This is a genomic window from Cellulophaga omnivescoria (genome assembly GCF_001999725.1).
GTDB lineage: Bacteria > Bacteroidota > Bacteroidia > Flavobacteriales > Flavobacteriaceae > Cellulophaga > Cellulophaga omnivescoria.
This window is the reverse complement of sequence record NZ_MDDP01000038.1, coordinates 1-17,133: the sequence shown is the minus strand read 5'-3', so window position 1 is coordinate 17,133 and position 17,133 is coordinate 1. Positions and strand designations below refer to the sequence as shown.

Annotated in this window: 16 protein-coding genes and 1 tRNA gene; 6 read left to right on the top strand and 11 right to left on the bottom strand. The window is 31.9% G+C overall.

Translation table 11 applies throughout. The features are described 5' to 3' along the window. Positions 1-227: 227 nt before the first annotated feature. Together BFJ87_RS13145 and BFJ87_RS13140 are read right to left on the bottom strand one after the other, a co-directional pair. Positions 228-1,463 (bottom strand): site-specific integrase, encoded by a 1,236-nt coding sequence (locus BFJ87_RS13145; protein WP_077405415.1) that lies wholly within the window; start codon positions 1,461-1,463, stop codon positions 228-230. A gap of 231 nt (positions 1,464-1,694) precedes the next feature. Beyond that, positions 1,695-1,768, bottom strand: a tRNA-Arg gene (locus BFJ87_RS13140). Positions 1,769-1,848: 80 nt separating this feature from the next. On the opposite strand from BFJ87_RS13140, the gene BFJ87_RS13135 reads away from it, so the two are divergent. Continuing rightward, positions 1,849-2,361: an adenine phosphoribosyltransferase gene (locus BFJ87_RS13135; protein ID WP_077405412.1), complete on the top strand. Its 513-nt coding sequence runs from the start codon at positions 1,849-1,851 to the stop codon at positions 2,359-2,361. Here the strand turns inward: BFJ87_RS13135 and BFJ87_RS13130 are convergent. Continuing rightward, positions 2,358-2,510, bottom strand: coding sequence for a hypothetical protein (locus BFJ87_RS13130; RefSeq protein WP_013621954.1), 153 nt, complete (start codon positions 2,508-2,510; stop codon positions 2,358-2,360). The genes BFJ87_RS13135 and BFJ87_RS13130 overlap by 4 nt on opposite strands. A 578-nt stretch (positions 2,511-3,088) precedes the next feature. Here BFJ87_RS13130 and BFJ87_RS13125 point away from each other — a divergent pair. Then, the gene (locus BFJ87_RS13125) at positions 3,089-4,024 is read left to right on the top strand and encodes a calcium/sodium antiporter (protein ID WP_077405410.1); all 936 of its coding nucleotides are present in this window, start codon (positions 3,089-3,091) and stop codon (positions 4,022-4,024) included. Between the two features lie 87 nt (positions 4,025-4,111). On the opposite strand, the gene BFJ87_RS13120 is transcribed toward BFJ87_RS13125, so the two are convergent. Continuing rightward, a complete protein-coding gene (locus BFJ87_RS13120; RefSeq protein ID WP_077405407.1) occupies positions 4,112-5,122 on the bottom strand; it encodes a glutamine synthetase beta-grasp domain-containing protein in 1,011 nt (336 codons plus the stop codon). A 205-nt stretch (positions 5,123-5,327) separates the two neighbouring features. On the opposite strand from BFJ87_RS13120, the gene BFJ87_RS13115 reads away from it, so the two are divergent. The 4 genes from BFJ87_RS13115 to BFJ87_RS13100 all read left to right on the top strand — a co-directional run bounded on the left by BFJ87_RS13115 (position 5,328) and on the right by BFJ87_RS13100 (position 11,685). Then, positions 5,328-7,514: a glutamine synthetase III family protein gene (locus BFJ87_RS13115; protein ID WP_077405405.1), complete on the top strand. Its 2,187-nt coding sequence runs from the start codon at positions 5,328-5,330 to the stop codon at positions 7,512-7,514. Positions 7,515-7,635: 121 nt separating this feature from the next. Continuing rightward, positions 7,636-8,589: an acetyl-CoA carboxylase carboxyltransferase subunit alpha gene (locus BFJ87_RS13110; RefSeq protein WP_077405402.1), complete on the top strand. Its 954-nt coding sequence runs from the start codon at positions 7,636-7,638 to the stop codon at positions 8,587-8,589. Between the two features lie 168 nt (positions 8,590-8,757). Next, positions 8,758-10,308 carry a replicative DNA helicase gene (gene dnaB, locus BFJ87_RS13105; protein ID WP_077405399.1) on the top strand — a complete coding sequence of 517 codons (1,551 nt, stop codon included), beginning with the start codon at positions 8,758-8,760 and terminating at the stop codon, positions 10,306-10,308. Between the two features lie 117 nt (positions 10,309-10,425). Continuing rightward, positions 10,426-11,685: an asparagine synthetase B gene (locus tag BFJ87_RS13100; RefSeq protein ID WP_077405396.1), complete on the top strand. Its 1,260-nt coding sequence runs from the start codon at positions 10,426-10,428 to the stop codon at positions 11,683-11,685. A 3-nt stretch (positions 11,686-11,688) separates the two neighbouring features. On the opposite strand, the gene BFJ87_RS13095 is transcribed toward BFJ87_RS13100, so the two are convergent. From BFJ87_RS13095 to thrS, 7 genes are all read right to left on the bottom strand, one after another. After that, a complete protein-coding gene (locus BFJ87_RS13095; protein ID WP_077405393.1) occupies positions 11,689-12,486 on the bottom strand; it encodes a Cof-type HAD-IIB family hydrolase in 798 nt (265 codons plus the stop codon). Between the two features lie 105 nt (positions 12,487-12,591). Continuing rightward, positions 12,592-12,978, bottom strand: a complete 387-nt coding sequence (locus BFJ87_RS13090) for a DUF4870 domain-containing protein (protein ID WP_077405390.1) — start codon at positions 12,976-12,978, stop codon at positions 12,592-12,594. Beyond that, on the bottom strand, positions 12,978-13,121 hold the full coding sequence (locus BFJ87_RS16915; protein WP_171974514.1) for a hypothetical protein: 144 nt from the start codon (positions 13,119-13,121) through the stop codon (positions 12,978-12,980). Before BFJ87_RS16915 ends, BFJ87_RS13090 begins: the two co-directional genes overlap by 1 nt. Positions 13,122-13,326: 205 nt before the next feature. Beyond that, complete coding sequence (rplT, locus tag BFJ87_RS13085) at positions 13,327-13,671, bottom strand: 50S ribosomal protein L20 (protein ID WP_013621964.1); 345 nt, start codon at positions 13,669-13,671, stop codon at positions 13,327-13,329. 95 nt (positions 13,672-13,766) lie between these two features. Further along, positions 13,767-13,964, bottom strand: coding sequence for a 50S ribosomal protein L35 (gene rpmI / locus BFJ87_RS13080; protein ID WP_077405387.1), 198 nt, complete (start codon positions 13,962-13,964; stop codon positions 13,767-13,769). A gap of 106 nt (positions 13,965-14,070) precedes the next feature. After that, entirely contained in the window at positions 14,071-14,619 is a 549-nt protein-coding gene (infC, locus tag BFJ87_RS13075; protein ID WP_075695343.1) for a translation initiation factor IF-3, read from the bottom strand. 39 nt (positions 14,620-14,658) lie between these two features. Continuing rightward, entirely contained in the window at positions 14,659-16,602 is a 1,944-nt protein-coding gene (gene thrS / locus BFJ87_RS13070) for a threonine--tRNA ligase (RefSeq protein ID WP_077405382.1), read from the bottom strand. Positions 16,603-17,133: the final 531 nt, after the last annotated feature.

Sequence of the window (17,133 nt, the reverse complement as noted above, 5' to 3'; positions counted from 1 at the left end):
TTTTTTAAATTTAGAATTAAAATTAATTAAAGTGATTGATTTTGTTATATGATTTAGTTAAGTATTTAGTAATTATAGGCTATTTAATAAATTCTTATTTGGCTTGCTATCTTTTATATACAATGGATTATCGAAGTCGGAAAGTGATTTAGGAAAAAGTTAAATTATTTTAAAGTACTTTTGGTTATCTCAAAAAGGACTTTAAAATAATTTAACTTTTAATTTTCTTAGACATTACGATTTGTTTCTATTTTATTTCTTAAGTTTCTCATATCATCACTTACTTTTTTGTCTATGACCCTTGCATATATTTGAGTAGATGCTATTTTTGAATGCCCTAATAGTTTTGATACAGTTTCAATAGGTACTCCATTACTTAAGGTAACAGTTGTTGCAAATGTATGTCTAGCCATATGAAACGTAAGATTCTTCTTTAAACCTGTTGCTAACGCAATTTCCTTGAGGTAAAAATTGACCTTCTCATTTGTGATTTTTGGAAATAAAGTGTTTGTTTCCTGTGTCAATGGATGATTTTTGTATTTTTCTATTAAAGAACAGGACTTACTGAGCAGTGGAACCTTAACAGGCTCTTTTGTTTTTTGACGAGAAGTAAAAATCCAATCGTTTCCATCAATCCCTTTGATAATATTCTCTTGAGAAAGACTCATTATATCTATATACGCAATGCCTGTGTAACAACTAAAAATAAATAAATCTCGAACTCTTTCTAATCTTGCAATCAAAAACTTATGATTTTCTATATTTGATAATTCGGTTTGAGTAAGAAAAGGACGTTCTCTTTTTTCATATGTAGGTTTCCATCTAACAAATGGATCCTTATCAATCCACTCGATATGGTATCCTAAAGTAATAATTTTTCGAAACCTCTGAATATGTTTCATAACGGTGTTATTACCCATAGACTTGGGGTGATTTTTAGGCCAAAAACTATGAAGATAGTTAGAAAAGTCATAAATAAATTTATAATCTAATTCTTTTAAATAAATATCAGATGTTTTTAACACGCTTGTTAGATATTTTTTAATGTATCCTTCTGTTACCTTAAAATTTCTCAAAGTACCTTTAGACAGTGTCTTACTTGTTTTTTGAGTATGATACTCTAATAATTCATTAAGTGTTTTAGATGTATTATCTTCTCCTAGATATTGAGATTTCATTATCTCACATGTAATTAACTGTCCTTTAAACTTTAAGTCTTGATAAATTTGAATTAATTGTGAATGTACTCGGTCTAAATAGTAGTTAAGGTTTCTGTGGATTTCAGATTTTCCTTTCATTCTCTGCTTTGAAGGATCCCATAGAGAAATATCAACTTTCTGCTTTAGACTTATATTTACTTTTTTACCGTTCACTGTTATTCTAACATAAAGATTGGCTTGATTGTTTTTGGCACGTGAAGTGTATGCCCAAAAAAGAATGGAAAATGTGCTTGTCGTTCTCATAGTTGTTTTTTTTGTTAAACATTTAGATGGACGAAAGTCAAATCAACTATATTGAGTACATTAAGTTTTTATAAATCAATTTGTCAACACTGTTGACGATAAAACTTTGTGTTGACGGTTTGTGAGCATATTAAACCAATACAAATCAATTTAAATGAAAGCCTTAAAACAAGTAAACCGTGCAAATCATAGGATTTGCACGGTTTTGAAGCTTTTGTAAAGCTTTAAAAGTGACCTCGACAGGATTCAAACCTGTAACCTTCTGAGCCGTAATCAGATGCGCTATTCAGTTGCGCCACGAGGCCGTTTTTGTTTAAATTCCTTTAAACGAGGATGCAAATATATTTCTTTTTACTTTTACCACAAAATAACTAAAGAAAAATATATGAATTTTAAAGAATATATTAGAGATGTAAAAGATTTTCCTAAGCAAGGTATTGTTTTTAAGGATATTACGCCTTTGTTAAATAATGCAGAAATTTTAGAAAAAACTGCTAATGCACTCTTAAATTTAGTAAAAGAACAAAAAATAGACAAAGTTGTGGGTATGGAAAGCCGTGGTTTCTTCTTTGCTACACTTTTGGCAACTAAGTTAAGCGCAGGTTTTGTTCCGGTACGCAAAAAAGGAAAATTACCTTTTAATGTGCTTTCTAAGCCATATTCTTTAGAGTATGGTGAAGATGCATTAGAAATACATACAGATGCCATTAAAAAAGGAGATAAAGTATTAATACATGATGATGTGCTGGCTACTGGTGGTACAGCAAAAGCTGTTTGTGAATTAATTGAAGAATTAGGAGGTGAGGTAGTACAGTGTAACTTTTTAATAGAATTAGATTTTTTAAATGGTAAAGATAAAATAGCAAATTATAATGTTACTTCTTTACTACATTATTAGTCTATAGCATTTGTAGTTACATAATAACGCCAACCAATAATTGCTAACTGTAACTTACTAGCTTTAGATAAGTCTAACTGTTTTTTACTGTAAGATGGTAATAGTAAACGGTTAATTTTAGCAAGAAATCTAAAAAGTGCTTTTTTCATAAAAGTATTTTTTGCAAATATATGGTAATACTAAAAAAGAATAAAGGTTGCAATATAGCAACCTTTATTGGTATATAGGCCTATATGATTTTTCTTAAAATAGTATTACAATAACTGTGATAATATAGCTAAATAAAATTTCTGATAGAATAATCATAATTTGTGGTTTTTTAAGGTTAATAATTAGTTGTAAATAATCGATTATTTACTTAAGATATATAGAAAATATACTCACTTGCAAATAATTTAACTACTATTAATACAAGTGAATACACTATTTGTAACTATATAACAATGTTTGTTTTAATATTTTAATTGTACTCTTTATTTAAGTTTTTATTTGTAAGTTTTTTTAGTGATTAATGTTTAAATGTGTAATTTTTGTAGAGGCTTATTTATGTTCACTTAAAAAACCAAGAGGCCTTTCATTTTGTATTTGTTCAAATTAAGCTGTTTCATTCCTGTAGGTTATTGTTTTTGCTAGTGTTTACAGCAATTTTTATTCATTTAAAAATATAGTTTTTAAAAGAAAAATGTAGCATTCTAATTGTTATATTTGCCCCAAAAAAAAGTAGTAGATGCTTAATATTGTTTACATAATTATTGGTTTGGTTTTTTTAATAATGGGAGGTAATTGGTTATTAAAATCCTCTGTAGCACTATCATTAAGGTTGCAAATACCAAAAATTGTTGTTGGTATGACGGTGGTTTCTTTTGCTACATCTGCACCAGAATTAATAGTTAGTATTAAGGCAGCTTTGGAAGGTTCGCCAGATTTAGCTTTAGGTAATGTGGTAGGTTCTAATATTGCCAATCTAGGTCTAGTTTTGGGTGTAATAGTAATGTTGGGCAGTATAGATGTTCGTAAAAGTTTTTATACTACAGATTGGCCTATTTTAATGTTAGCCTCATTAGTGTTTTTTGTTTTTATTTATTTTGATGGCATTATAGAGTTTTATGAGGGGCTAATTATGGTAGCGCTTTTAATAGTATATATTGTGTACCTCATTAAGTTTCAGAAAACAGCAGTAGAAGATGAGGCTCCAGAAGATGATGTGCCTTTACCAACCTTTAAAATGTTATTGTTTTTAGCTCTGGGTGGTTTAGGGCTTTGGGGAGGATCAGAACTATTAGTAAGTGGTGCAACTGGTTTAGCTAGGTTTTACAATGTTAGTGAAAGAGTAATAGGAGTAACTGTAGTTTCTGTGGGTACAAGCATACCAGAGCTTGCTGCTTCTATAATAGCTGTAATTAAAAAAGAGAAAGCAATATCATTAGGTAATTTAATAGGATCTAATATCTTTAATATTTTTGCCGTTCTAGGTATTACAGCGCTAATTACACCTTTAACTGTAGTAGATAATACATTGTTAAGTAATGATATTTTATGGATGCTAGGTTTTGCATTTATTTTATTACCTCTAGTTTTTTTTCCAAAAGGATTGCGCTTAGGATGGCGAGACGGAATTGTATTGTTAGCGGGTTATATAGCTTTTGTATACTTTACTATTTAAAAATATAATGTCACTAAATAATAGCGTACAAAAAACGCCTAAGAATAAGCTTAGGCGTTTTTTAAAACAATTAATTTAATTATATACTTAAACCTTTGCAGATTTTACAGTTTTAATAATTCTTCCAGCAATTTTATAAGGATCTCCGTTAGATGCTGGTCTTCTGTCTTCTAACCAACCTTTCCAGCCTTTTTCAACTGTAATAATAGGAATTCTAATTGAAGCTCCTCTGTCAGATATACCGTAGCTAAAATCAGTAATTGCAGCAGTTTCATGTAATCCCGTTAAACGTTGGTCGTTAAACTCTCCATAAACAGCAATATGTTCTTTTGTAACAGGTCTAAACGCTTCACATATTTTTTCGTAAACTTCTTTAGAACCACAAGTTCTTAAAGTAGTATTAGAGAAGTTAGCGTGCATACCAGATCCATTCCAATCACCTTTAACTGGTTTTGGGTGGTACTCAATATAGTAACCATATTGCTCTGTTAATCTATCTAGTAAATAGCGAGCTATCCAAATTTCATCTCCAGCTTTTTTAGCTCCTTTTGCAAACAATTGAAATTCCCATTGTCCGCTAGCAACTTCTTGGTTAATTCCTTCAAAATTTAAACCAGCTGCAATACAAAGGTCTGCGTGCTCTTCAACAAAATCTCTTCCGTGTGTGTTTTTACCACCTACAGAACAGTAGTACATACCTTGCGGGCCAGGGTAACCACCAACAGGGAAACCTAATGGTAATTGTGTATTCTTGTCCATAATAAAGTACTCTTGTTCAAATCCAAACCAGAAATCGTTATCTTCATCATCAATACCAGCTCTAGAGTTAGATACGTGTGGAGTTCCGTCAGCATTTAAAACTTCTGTCATTACCAAGTATCCATTGTTACGTGCTGGGTCTGGGTAAATAGCTACTGGCTTCAATAAACAGTCAGATGATCCTCCTTCTGCTTGTTGTGTAGAACTTCCATCAAAAGACCAAATTGGGCAATCTTCTAATTTACCGCTAAAGTCATCTTCTACTTTTGTTTTACTTCTTAAATTGGCAGTTGGTGTATAACCATCTAACCAAATGTACTCTAATTTTGATTTGCTCATAATGTTGATTGTTGTAATTTCATTAAAGATGAAGCAAAAATAATTTTTTTCACTGTATCTCCATAATTTTTATAGGGGTAATTGCTAAAATATTAGATGTAATTCTTAATACCCTTGTTTTTTTAGGGGTAAATTAAAAAATTTATATTTTTATTCGGTTTAATTAGTAATTTTGTAATTCACACCACTTTTAAATATATATATAATGTCTATAGTTAGGTTTAATGCTGTTAGAGAAAGTTTGTCTAGAGAAAACTTTGTGATAAATGAAAAAGGTAGCCGATCTAAAAAGTTTGGTAACCACGTTTTTAATGAAGAACGTATGTTGCAATTTTTAACTAAAGATGCTTTGGCTACTGTTAAAGATGCTATTTTTTCAGGAGCTAAAATTGACAGAAAAATTGCAGATCAGGTAGCAGAAGGTATAAAGTCATGGGCAATTACAATGGGTGCTACACATTACACGCATTGGTTTCAGCCACTAACAGGTACAACTGCAGAAAAACATGATGCTTTTTTTGATGTTTTAAGTGATGGTAGAGCATTAGAAAAATTTGGAGGTGGGCAATTGGTACAACAAGAGCCAGATGCATCTAGTTTTCCTAGTGGAGGAATAAGAAACACTTTTGAGGCAAGAGGCTATACCGCGTGGGACCCTACTTCTGCAGCTTTTATATATGATAAAACATTATGCATACCTACCATATTTGTATCCTACACTGGTGAGGCTTTAGATAATAAAGCACCACTTTTACGTGCTTTATCTGCGGTAGATGAAGCGGCAACTGCAGTAGCTAAATATTTTGATAAAAATGTAACCAAAGTAAATGCAACATTAGGTTGGGAGCAAGAGTACTTTGTTATAGATAAGGCTTTAGCATATTCTAGACCAGATATTGTGCTTACAGGCAGAACTTTAGTAGGGCATCATGCAGCTAAAGGTCAACAGTTAGATGATCATTACTTTGGAGTAATACCTAGTAGAGTACTTAATTTTATGAAAGAACTTGAAGTAGAGTGTATTAAATTGGGTATACCTGTAAAAACAAGGCATAATGAGGTTGCTCCTAATCAGTTTGAGTTAGCTCCAGTTTTTGAAGAAGCAAACCTAGCCGTAGACCATAACCTATTATTAATGGACGTTATGGATAAAATTGCAGACAAGCACAATTTAAAAGTATTGTTTCATGAAAAACCATTTGCACATATAAATGGGTCTGGTAAACATAATAATTGGTCATTAGCAACAGATACGGGTACTAATTTGTTAAGTCCTGGTTCTACACCAATGAAAAATCTTCAGTTTTTAACATTCTTTATCAATACTATAAAAGCAGTAGATACGTATGAGGAGTTATTAAGATCTTCAATAGCATCTGCAAGTAACGATCACAGGCTAGGTGCTAATGAAGCGCCACCAGCTATTTTTTCAATATTTATAGGTACACAATTAAGCAGTGTGTTAGATGAGTTAGAGGGCGTATCTAAAGGTAAATTATCACCAGAAGAAAAAACAGAGCTGAAATTAAATGTAGTTGGTAAAATACCAGAAATTCTTTTGGACAATACAGACCGTAACCGAACTTCTCCTTTTGCATTTACAGGTAATAAGTTTGAGATGCGTGGTGTTGGTTCTAAAACAAACTGCTCTAAACCAATGACCGTTTTAAATACTATTGTAGCCAAGCAGTTAATAGATTTTAAAAAAGAGGTAGATGAACTAATAGATAATAAAAACCTTAAAAAAGACGAGGCTGTTTTTAATGTATTAAGAGAATATATAAAAACGTCTAAAAGAATTAGGTTTGATGGCGATGGCTATAGTAAAGAATGGGAAAAAGAGGCCAAAAAGAGAAAACTAAGCAATAATAAAACTACTCCAGAAGCTTTAAAGGTTTTAACATCTAAACAAAGTTTAGACTTGTTTAAATCTATGAATGTAATGAGCGAAGTAGAAGTTTCTGCCAGACAAGAAATTGAACTAGAATCATACATTATGCACGTACAAATAGAAGGTCGTGTGTTTAATGAATTGGTATACAGCCATATTGTTCCTGCGGCTTTAGCATATCAAAATAAACTACTAAAAACTGTTCTTGGTTTAAAAGAAATTTATGGCAATAATTACAAGTCAATGGCGGCAGCACAATTAACCATTTTAGAGCAAATAGCAGAACATATAAATGAGATAAAAACAAAGACAGATGCAATGACGCAAGCTCGTAGAGATGCCAATAACTTAAAAGATTTAAGTAAAAAGGCATTTGCTTATTGTGATAATGTAAAGCCATTTTTTGATGAAATTAGATATCATAGTGATAAGTTAGAGCAATTGATAGAGAACGAGTTATGGCCGTTAACTAAGTATAGAGAACTGCTATTTGCAAAGTAAAAAGGAATAGTAAAAAGCAATTGCTTTTAGTTATTTTTAGGATTTTTTTAGATGTCTAATGGGGGAATTACATTAATATCATATATTTGTTTCTTGATATAAATCAAACCTATTTTAAAATATGGAATATTTAGACTTTGAACTCCCTATCAAAGAACTAGAAGAGCAGTTAGATAAGTGTCAGATTATTGGCAAGGAGAGTGATGTTGATGTATCTGAAACTTGTAAGCAGATAGAGAAAAAATTAACAGAGACTAGAAAAGATATATATAAGAATCTTACACCATGGCAAAGGGTGCAACTTTCTAGACACCCTAACAGACCTTATACATTAGATTATATTAATGCAATCTGCGGAGATACTTTTTTGGAGCTTCACGGAGACCGTAATGTAAAAGATGATAAAGCAATGATTGGTGGTCTTGGCAAAATTGGTGACCAAAGCTTTATGTTTATTGGCCAGCAAAAAGGATTCAACACTAAAACAAGACAATACCGTAACTTTGGTATGGCTAACCCAGAGGGTTACCGTAAAGCTTTACGTTTAATGAAGTCTGCAGAAAAATTTAATGTTCCTGTGGTGTGTTTTATAGATACTCCAGGTGCATACCCAGGTATTGAAGCAGAAGAACGCGGACAAGGAGAAGCTATTGCTCGTAATATATTAGAAATGACACGTCTTAAAGTGCCAATTATAGTTGTTATAATAGGTGAAGGTGCTTCTGGTGGAGCATTAGGTATAGGTGTGGGAGACAAAGTATTAATGTTAGAAAATACGTGGTATTCTGTAATATCTCCAGAATCTTGTTCTTCTATTTTATGGAGAAGTTGGGAGTATAAAGAGCAAGCTGCAGAGGCATTAAAACTTACAGCTACAGATATGAAGAAATTAAAACTTATTGATGAAATTGTACGCGAACCAGCTGGTGGAGCTCATGCAAATAGAGATAAGAATTTTACAATTGTAAAAAACAAAATTATTTCTCATTTTGAAGATTTAAAAAAGTTATCACCAAAAGAATTGGTAGAAAACAGAATGGATAAATATGCTAGTATGGGAGTCTTTAACGGCTAACAGGCATTTTTATTCAAAATAATAGAAATCCAAAGACTTAGGCTTTGGATTTTTTTTGGTTATGAACACAAATTCGTAACTTATCAACAGGTCAATTGTTAATCAATAGTGAATATAACTATACCTATTATAAAGTTAACTAAACGTTAATTGCATACTTTAGCAGATATGGATAAGCCAAGCCCAGTAGTAGGACATAAGATAGATAAATCTACAATTATAAATTTAGAGAGAGGAAAAATACCGCCACAAGCTGTTGATTTAGAGGAGGTTGTGATTGGTGCAATGATGATAGATAAAAAAGGTGTAGATGAGGTTATAGATATTCTGCACCCAGATGTTTTTTATAAAGATGCGCACAAACACATTTATGAAGCAATTTTTAAGTTGTTTGAGTCTTCTGAGCCAATAGACTTATTAACCGTTTCTACTCAATTAAAGCAAGACGGTAAGTTAGAAGCTGTTGGAGGAGATTTTTATTTAATCAAACTAACCCAAAAAGTAACATCTTCAGCTCATATAGAGTTTCACGCAAGAATTATTCTTCAGAAATTTATACAAAGAAGTTTAATTAAAATATCTAATGAAATTATACAAGAGGCTTATGATGAAGCTACAGATGTATTTGATTTGTTAGACACAGCAGAATCTAAATTATACGATGTTACACAGGGTAATTTAAAACGTTCTGCGGAAACAGCACAAAATTTAGTAATACAGGCTAAAAAGAGAATAGAAGAAATATCGGGCAAGGAAGGATTAAGTGGTGTTCCATCTGGTTTTCATAAATTAGATGAGTTAACATCTGGTTGGCAGCCCAGTGATTTAATTATTGTTGCAGCACGTCCAGGTATGGGTAAAACAGCCTTTACTTTGTCTATGGCTCGTAATATGGCAGTACAATCTCAAATGCCAGTTGCCTTTTTCTCTTTAGAGATGTCATCCGTACAGTTAATTACAAGGCTAATTTCTTCAGAAACCGGATTGTCATCGGAAAAATTACGTACTGGTAAATTAGAAAAACACGAGTGGGAACAGTTAAACGTTAAAGTAAAAACCTTAGAGTCTGCTCCCTTATTTATAGATGATACTCCTTCACTTTCTATTTTTGATTTAAGGGCAAAATGTAGAAGATTGGCTTCACAACACGGTATAAAAATGATTATGATTGATTATTTGCAACTTATGACCGCAGGTGGAACGCAAAAAGGAGGTAACCGTGAACAGGAGATTTCTACAATTTCTAGGAACTTAAAAGCATTAGCAAAAGAACTTAACGTTCCGGTTATTGCACTTTCTCAGTTATCAAGGGCTGTAGAAACACGTGGGGGGAGTAAAAGGCCAGTTTTATCAGATTTACGTGAATCTGGTGCAATTGAGCAGGATGCGGATATTGTATCATTTATCTATAGACCCGAGTACTATAAAATTGATGAATGGGATGATGACGAGCACTCACCAACCCAAGGACAAGGTGAGTTTATTGTGGCAAAACACAGAAACGGTGGTTTAGAAAATATTAGGCTTAAGTTTATTGGTAGTCAAGGTAAGTTTGATAACCTTGATGATTTTGATTCTCCTTTTGAGTATCAATCTAAAATGAATGAAAACGAAGAAAATCCATTTTTAACGCAAGGATTACCAAGTGCAAATGAAGCTTTTGGTAGTTCTATGAACGATGGTTTGCCGCCAGAAGATGATAATGATGTACCTTTTTAAAAAAAAATAAATATTAAAAAATACACAAAAGCTAGTCTAAATAAATAATTTTAGACTAGCTTTTGTGTTTTAAATGGCTAATTAAGTACCTTTAATAAAGTAAAAATTACCAAACAAATGCGTAAGTATATTTTATTTGTATCAGTTTTATTTATTTCTTTTAATGCATTGGCTTCAAATATCTTAATTCCTATGGATGCTGAAAGTCAAAAAAATCATTTAAAAGCATATGGTATTACATATTGGGTACTAGCCAAACAGCAAAAAGTGCATTGGTTACTAAATTATAGAGGTGGTTCTTTTCTACTGCCAGATGGAGATTCTATACGTAAAGAGTGTCAAATTAGAGGAGTATCTTTTGAGATTTTGTCAACCGCTCAGGCCGAAAGTATTTTAGATGAAATAAGTAGCCCGTCTAAAAATCAGGATGCAGTTATCTTAGAAAAAGCACCCAAAATTGCTGTTTATTCACCTAAAGGTAATCAACCGTGGGATGATGCTGTTACTATGGTGTTAACCTATGCAGAAATACCTTATGTAACTATTTATGATGAAGAGGTTTTAGGTGATAAATTAGCATTGTATGATTGGCTACATTTGCATCATGAAGATTTTACCGGGCAATACGGTAAATTTTATGGCAGTTATAAAGCTGCGCCTTGGTATATAGATAATAAACAAAAATCTGAAGAGTTAGCAAATAAATTAGGATACTCTAAAGTGTCTGAGGAAAAAAGAGATGTAGCTTTAAAAATTAAAAATTATGTTATTGGTGGAGGGTTTATGTTTGCTATGTGCTCTGCCACAGATAGTTTTGATATTGCTTTGTCTGCAGAAGGGGTAGATATTTGTGAGCCTATGTTTGATGGTGATGCTTCAGATCCTAGCTATCAATCTCAAATTGATTATAAAAAAACCTTTGCTTTTACAGATTTTACCTTAGAACGTAACCCATCTATTTACGAGTTTTCAACTATAGATATGACAAGAAAAAGGCAAGTGGCCAAAGAGACAGACTATTTTTCTTTAATGGATTTTTCTGCTAAATGGGATCCTGTGCCAACTATGCTTTGTCAAAACCATACTTCATTAGTTAAAGGTTTTATGGGGCAAACAACCTCGTTTAATAGATCTCAAATAAAACCTACAGTGTTAATTTTAGGAGAAAATAAAATTAATAACGAAGCTAGATATATTCACGGTATTAAAGGCAAAGGTTTTTTTACCTTTTATGGAGGTCACGACCCAGAAGATTATCAGCATAGAGTAGGTGATCCAAAAACCGAATTAGAATTGCACCCTACTTCACCAGGTTATAGGTTAATATTAAATAATGTATTGTTTCCTGCGGCTCGTAAAAAAAAGAAGAAAACTTAATTGTTAACTTTCTAAAAGCTTATCTAATATTGTCTCTACTCCAAATTCATCATTGCTTTTTGTGCGGTAGTTAGCTGCTTTGGTAACATTTGGGTGAGCATTAGCCATTGCAAAACTAAAATCTGCGAGTGCTAACATTTCTAAGTCGTTATTAAAATCTCCAAAAGCCATTGTTTCTGATGATGTGATGTTAAACATATCTTGTAATTTTTGCAATGCATAGCCCTTGTGGGCATCATTATGTGATAAGTCTAACCAGTTTTCACCAGATATTTTTACCTTAAGCTTAGTTTCTAAGTGTTTTACTTTTGGGTAGATATAGTTTTCAGAGCTCTCAAAATGGTAAATAGCAATTTTTAAAATATCATCTTTATAGTTGCGTAAGCTATCTAAAACTTCGTACTCTGCATAATACTCTTTAAACTTTTCTTTAAACTCTTCAGAGTCTGATGCTATATAAGCCTTTTTTTTACCGCATAATACTGGGTAAATATCATCAATAGTATCAATTAAATTTAGGAGCTCTGTAATTGTAGTGTGGTCTAGGCCTGTCTGCAATAGTTCTTTGTTTTTGTTTTTAGCAATAGCACCATTTTCTGCTATAACTAAAATATCATCTTTAATGCTATGCAACTTATCAATTATACTGTGGTATTGTCTTCCGCTTGCAGCTACAAAAAGAATATTATTCTCTTTTAATTTTTTAAATTGATTAAAAAACTTTGCACTAACCTCGTGCTTAGAGTTTAGTAGTGTACCATCCATATCGGTAACTACCATTTTCACTTTTGATAAGTCCATATTTTAAGCTAATTGTAAACTACAAAGATATCTTTAACTCTTTATAATTATATAAAATTTAGTTAAACATTTTGTAAATGAAAACTAAAAATGAGGTTAATGGGTTTAAATAAATTTAATACTTAGTGGGTATTTGTATAGTCTTTTTTCAGAAGCAGCCATACCACCCATTATTGGAGTTATTATCATTAATAAAGCTAGTGCAATACCAACAAAAAATAGTATGAACATAAATAAAATACCTATAATGAATAATGATAAAAACATAGATATTAGTAATAATACAAAAAATACAACGGAATATATTAGTACACTAATTTGAAAATTAATTACAGCTCTTCCATGAGCGTCCATATCTTTAATTTCACTTTTTTTAGAAGACCACATTATTATGGGTACAATAATTCCAAACGGACCTAAAAAGTTTAGGAGCTGTGAGTAATGCATTAAAGATATGTTGCTATAATCTTCTGGTAGCTCGGTGGTATTCATTAGCTTTTTTTATGTCTTATTTTACGTATTTCATAAAACGTTAAAAAAGCTACTATTAATATGCAAATTGTAATAAAAGTATAGGGTTTTTGTTCGGTAAGGTTAATTAAGAAATCTGTCATTTCTGCAAATTCTCCTGTCATAATCGTTTCTTATTTTAAAATTTAAGTCATATATAAGATGTAAAACAGCTAATATGGTTGCTTGTAAAAGGTAAAAAATATTAGTTATAATATAAAACTTTTCATTTAGGTAAATGTTGTGTTATTAAGATTAAAGTTTTCTTTAAAAAAAAACCTGCTCTAATAAAGAGCAGGTTTTATTCACCTAAGCGAGATGAATTATTTTTTATTTTACCTTGTTTACAATAGCTTTAAAAGCCTCTGGGTGGTTCATAGCTAAATCAGCTAAAACCTTACGGTTAAGCTCAATGTTGTTAGCTTTTACTTTACCCATAAATTGAGAATAAGACATTCCATGTAATCTGGCACCTGCATTAATACGGGTAATCCATAAAGCACGGAAATTTCTTTTCTTAACTCTACGGTCTCTATAAGCATATTGCATTGCTTTTTCAACCGCATTTTTGGCTACTGTCCAAACGTTTTTACGTCTTCCAAAATAACCTTTGGCTTGCTTCATCACCTTTTTTCTTCTAGCTCTTGAAGCAACTGAATTTACTGATCTTGGCATAAATTTTAATTTTTTTGTAGTAGGCGGTCTAAATTAAGACACTTTGTTTTTAAGCCTAACTCCATGGTTAATACTAATTACCGTAAAGAATCTAATTACTTTAAACGTAATTGTTCTTTAATACTATTTACATCAGACTCATGTACTAAAGCACTGTGAGTTAATGCAAGCTTACGCTTTTTAGATTTTTTTGTCAAAATGTGACTCTTAAAAGCGTGCTTTCTTTTTATTTTACCAGAACCTGTAAGCTTAAAACGCTTTTTAGCACTGGATTTTGTTTTCATTTTAGGCATTTGTCTCCTATTTAATAAATTAAATACCGAAAAATTTCGGCATCTCTCGCTTAGTAACCAAACTTTTACATTCGGTTTATTTTACAAATACTTATAAAAAGCATTCTTATTTCTTTGTTTTAGGAGCTAAAAACATTGTCATTCTTTTGCCTTCTAATTTTGGCATTTGCTCCACTTTTCCTAGTTCTTCTAGTTCTTGTGCAAGACGTAACAACAATATTTCTCCTTGATCTTTATAGACAATAGATCTACCTTTAAAAAATACATATGCTTTTAATTTAGCACCATCTTTTAAAAATTTCTCTGCGTGTTTTTTCTTAAACTCATAATCATGATCATCAGTTTGTGGTCCAAAACGTATTTCTTTTACAACAACTTTAGACGCTTTGGCTTTCATAACCTTTTCGCGCTTCTTTTGCTCGTATAAGAATTTCTTGTAGTCTATAATTTTACACACAGGAGGATCTGCTTTTGGTGAGATTTCTACCAAATCTAATTCTAACTCCTCTGCTTTTGCTAAAGCCACTTTTGTTGAGTATACACCAACCTCTACATTATCACCAACTAAACGTACGTTAGGTACCTTAATATCGTTGTTGATATTGTGTGGATTCTTGTTTTCTCTTCTCGGCTGCGGCCTAAATCTCTTTCTAATTGCTATAACTAATAATTTTTAGATTAAACTTCTATTTTTTTAAAACGACTTTAAGGTACTATTTATTTCGCTAGTTACCAAGTCACTAAAATCTTTTATTGAGATAGAGCCTAAATCTTCACCTCCGTGTTTACGCACAGATATAGTGTTTGTAGCCTCTTCATTCTCGCCAATGATAATCATAAAAGGGATTTTATTCATCTCTGCTTCCCTAATTTTCTTACCTACCGTTTCGTTTCTGTTGTCTAGCAGGGCGCGAATTTCGTCATTTTCTAATGAATTTAAAACTTTTTTCGCATATTTCTCATATTTCTCGCTAACTGGCAACACTATTGCTTGGTCTGGTATTAGCCATAATGGAAAATTACCGCCAGTATGCTCAAGTAGTAATGCTATAAAACGCTCCATACTGCCAAATGGTGCACGGTGTATCATTACTGGTCTATGATCTTCATTGTCACTTCCTTTATAGGTAAGGTCAAAACGTTCTGGTAAGTTGTAATCTACCTGTATTGTACCTAATTGCCAGTTTCTGCCAAGTGCATCTTTCACCATAAAGTCTAGCTTTGGGCCGTAAAAAGCAGCTTCACCGCTTTCAATTACGTAATCTAAACCTTTTTCCTTAGCAGCATTAATAATTGCATTTTCTGCTTTTTCCCAGTTTTCAACACTGCCTATATATTTGTCGGGATTATCTAAATCCCTTACAGATACTTGGGCCTTAAAGTTGTTAAACCCTAAAGAGTTTAAAACATATAAAGATAAGTCTATAACATTTTTAAATTCTTGATCTAATTGATCTGGAGTACAAAAAATATGGGCATCATCTTGTGTAAATCCTCTAACTCGTGTTAAACCGTGTAGTTCTCCACTTTGTTCGTATCTATACACTGTGCCAAATTCAGCAAAACGTTTAGGTAAATCTTTATAAGAGTGTGGTTTAAAATTAAACACTTCGCAATGGTGCGGACAATTCATAGGCTTCAGTAAAAACTCTTCATCCATTTTAGGAGTCTTTATTGGTTGAAAACTATCTTCTCCATACTTAGCATAATGTCCAGATGTTACATAAAGTTCTTTTTGTCCTATATGTGGTGTAACTACCATTTCGTAACCAGCTTTCTTCTGTGCTTTCTTCAAAAAATTCTCCAATCTTTCTCTTAAAGCAGCCCCTTTGGGTAGCCATAACGGTAAACCGGCACCTACTTTCTGAGAAAAAGTAAAAAGCTCTAGTTCTTTTCCTAGTTTTCTGTGGTCTCTTTGTTTTGCTTGCTCTAGTAGCTCTAAATATTCAGTTAATTCTTTCTGCTTAGGAAAAGATATACCATATATACGTGTAAGTTGAGTTTTGTTTTCATCACCTCTCCAGTATGCACCTGCAACACTTAATATTTTTATAGCTTTTACTATACCAGTATTTGGTATGTGGCCACCTCTGCACAAATCAGTAAAAGTATCGTGGTCGCAAAAAGTTATTGTGCCATCTTCAAGGTTTTCAATTAATTCAGTTTTGTACTCGTTACCTTGCTCTTTGTAAAGGGCTAGTGCTTCCTTTTTTGTTACAGATCGCATTTTAAAATCATGCTTTCCTCTAGCAATTTCAATTGCTTTCTTTTCAATTTTAGGAAAATCTTTGTCAGATATAGATCTGTCATCACCTAAATCAACATCATAGTAAAATCCATTCTCTATAGATGGTCCAATAGTAAGTTTTACACCTGGGTATAACTCTTCAATCGCCTGCGCAACTATGTGAGAAGATGAGTGCCAAAAAGCTTGTTTGCCTTCGGTGTCATTCCATGTGTATAAAACCAAGCTGCCATTTTCGTTTAAGGGTGTTGTGGTTTCTACCGTGGTATCATTAAATTTAGCAGAAATAACATTTCTTGCAAATCCTTCGCTAATGCTTTTAGCAACGTCCATAGGAGTGCTTCCTTTAGAAAATTCTTTTAAAGTACCGTCTGGTAAAGTAATTTTAATCATACCTAATATTAATATAAGGATACAAAGATAATATGTTGTTGTCACCCTAACAATAATAAAGTAGATATTTTATATTAATAAAACGCTATATATGTTAATTGTGTAACGCCACTGTATAATTTATATATAATAAGGTATTGGTTTTGGTATATTGCTTTTCATTTTTTCAGGTCGATAATCCAAACTTTCAACACAAACTACCATATATTAAGGTGTCGTTTTAGGAGTTTGTTGTGGATTAATAAAAAATCTAAAAAAAAACTTAAACTTTAAATAGTTGAATAATAATAAGTTATCTGTGTTTTTGTAAATACTTTTAAAAAAGATGTAAAAAAGGCTTGTGGTGTTTAAAAATGGGAGTATATTTGCAGCCGCTAACGGACAAACGAGCAGTTAAAAAGTTAGCAAAGTTCATTGATTAGGTTGTAAAATTAGTATTGTGAAAAGGTTAAAAAATAAGTTTACAAAAGCTTGTTTTGTAGTAATTAAAAATACTATTTTTGCATTACAAATTTTCTAGGTTTGTAAAAA

Coding starts and splice junctions, on each gene's coding strand:
- BFJ87_RS13145 (WP_077405415.1), bottom strand. CDS start 1,463: ATGAGAACGACAAGCACATTTTCCATTCTTTTTTGGGCATACACTTCA.
- BFJ87_RS13135 (WP_077405412.1), top strand. CDS start 1,849: ATGAATTTTAAAGAATATATTAGAGATGTAAAAGATTTTCCTAAGCAA.
- BFJ87_RS13130 (WP_013621954.1), bottom strand. CDS start 2,510: ATGAAAAAAGCACTTTTTAGATTTCTTGCTAAAATTAACCGTTTACTA.
- BFJ87_RS13125 (WP_077405410.1), top strand. CDS start 3,089: ATGCTTAATATTGTTTACATAATTATTGGTTTGGTTTTTTTAATAATG.
- BFJ87_RS13120 (WP_077405407.1), bottom strand. CDS start 5,122: ATGAGCAAATCAAAATTAGAGTACATTTGGTTAGATGGTTATACACCA.
- BFJ87_RS13115 (WP_077405405.1), top strand. CDS start 5,328: ATGTCTATAGTTAGGTTTAATGCTGTTAGAGAAAGTTTGTCTAGAGAA.
- BFJ87_RS13110 (WP_077405402.1), top strand. CDS start 7,636: ATGGAATATTTAGACTTTGAACTCCCTATCAAAGAACTAGAAGAGCAG.
- dnaB (WP_077405399.1), top strand. CDS start 8,758: ATGGATAAGCCAAGCCCAGTAGTAGGACATAAGATAGATAAATCTACA.
- BFJ87_RS13100 (WP_077405396.1), top strand. CDS start 10,426: ATGCGTAAGTATATTTTATTTGTATCAGTTTTATTTATTTCTTTTAAT.
- BFJ87_RS13095 (WP_077405393.1), bottom strand. CDS start 12,486: ATGGACTTATCAAAAGTGAAAATGGTAGTTACCGATATGGATGGTACA.
- BFJ87_RS13090 (WP_077405390.1), bottom strand. CDS start 12,978: ATGAATACCACCGAGCTACCAGAAGATTATAGCAACATATCTTTAATG.
- BFJ87_RS16915 (WP_171974514.1), bottom strand. CDS start 13,121: ATGACAGGAGAATTTGCAGAAATGACAGATTTCTTAATTAACCTTACC.
- rplT (WP_013621964.1), bottom strand. CDS start 13,671: ATGCCAAGATCAGTAAATTCAGTTGCTTCAAGAGCTAGAAGAAAAAAG.
- rpmI (WP_077405387.1), bottom strand. CDS start 13,964: ATGCCTAAAATGAAAACAAAATCCAGTGCTAAAAAGCGTTTTAAGCTT.
- thrS (WP_077405382.1), bottom strand. CDS start 16,602: ATGATTAAAATTACTTTACCAGACGGTACTTTAAAAGAATTTTCTAAA.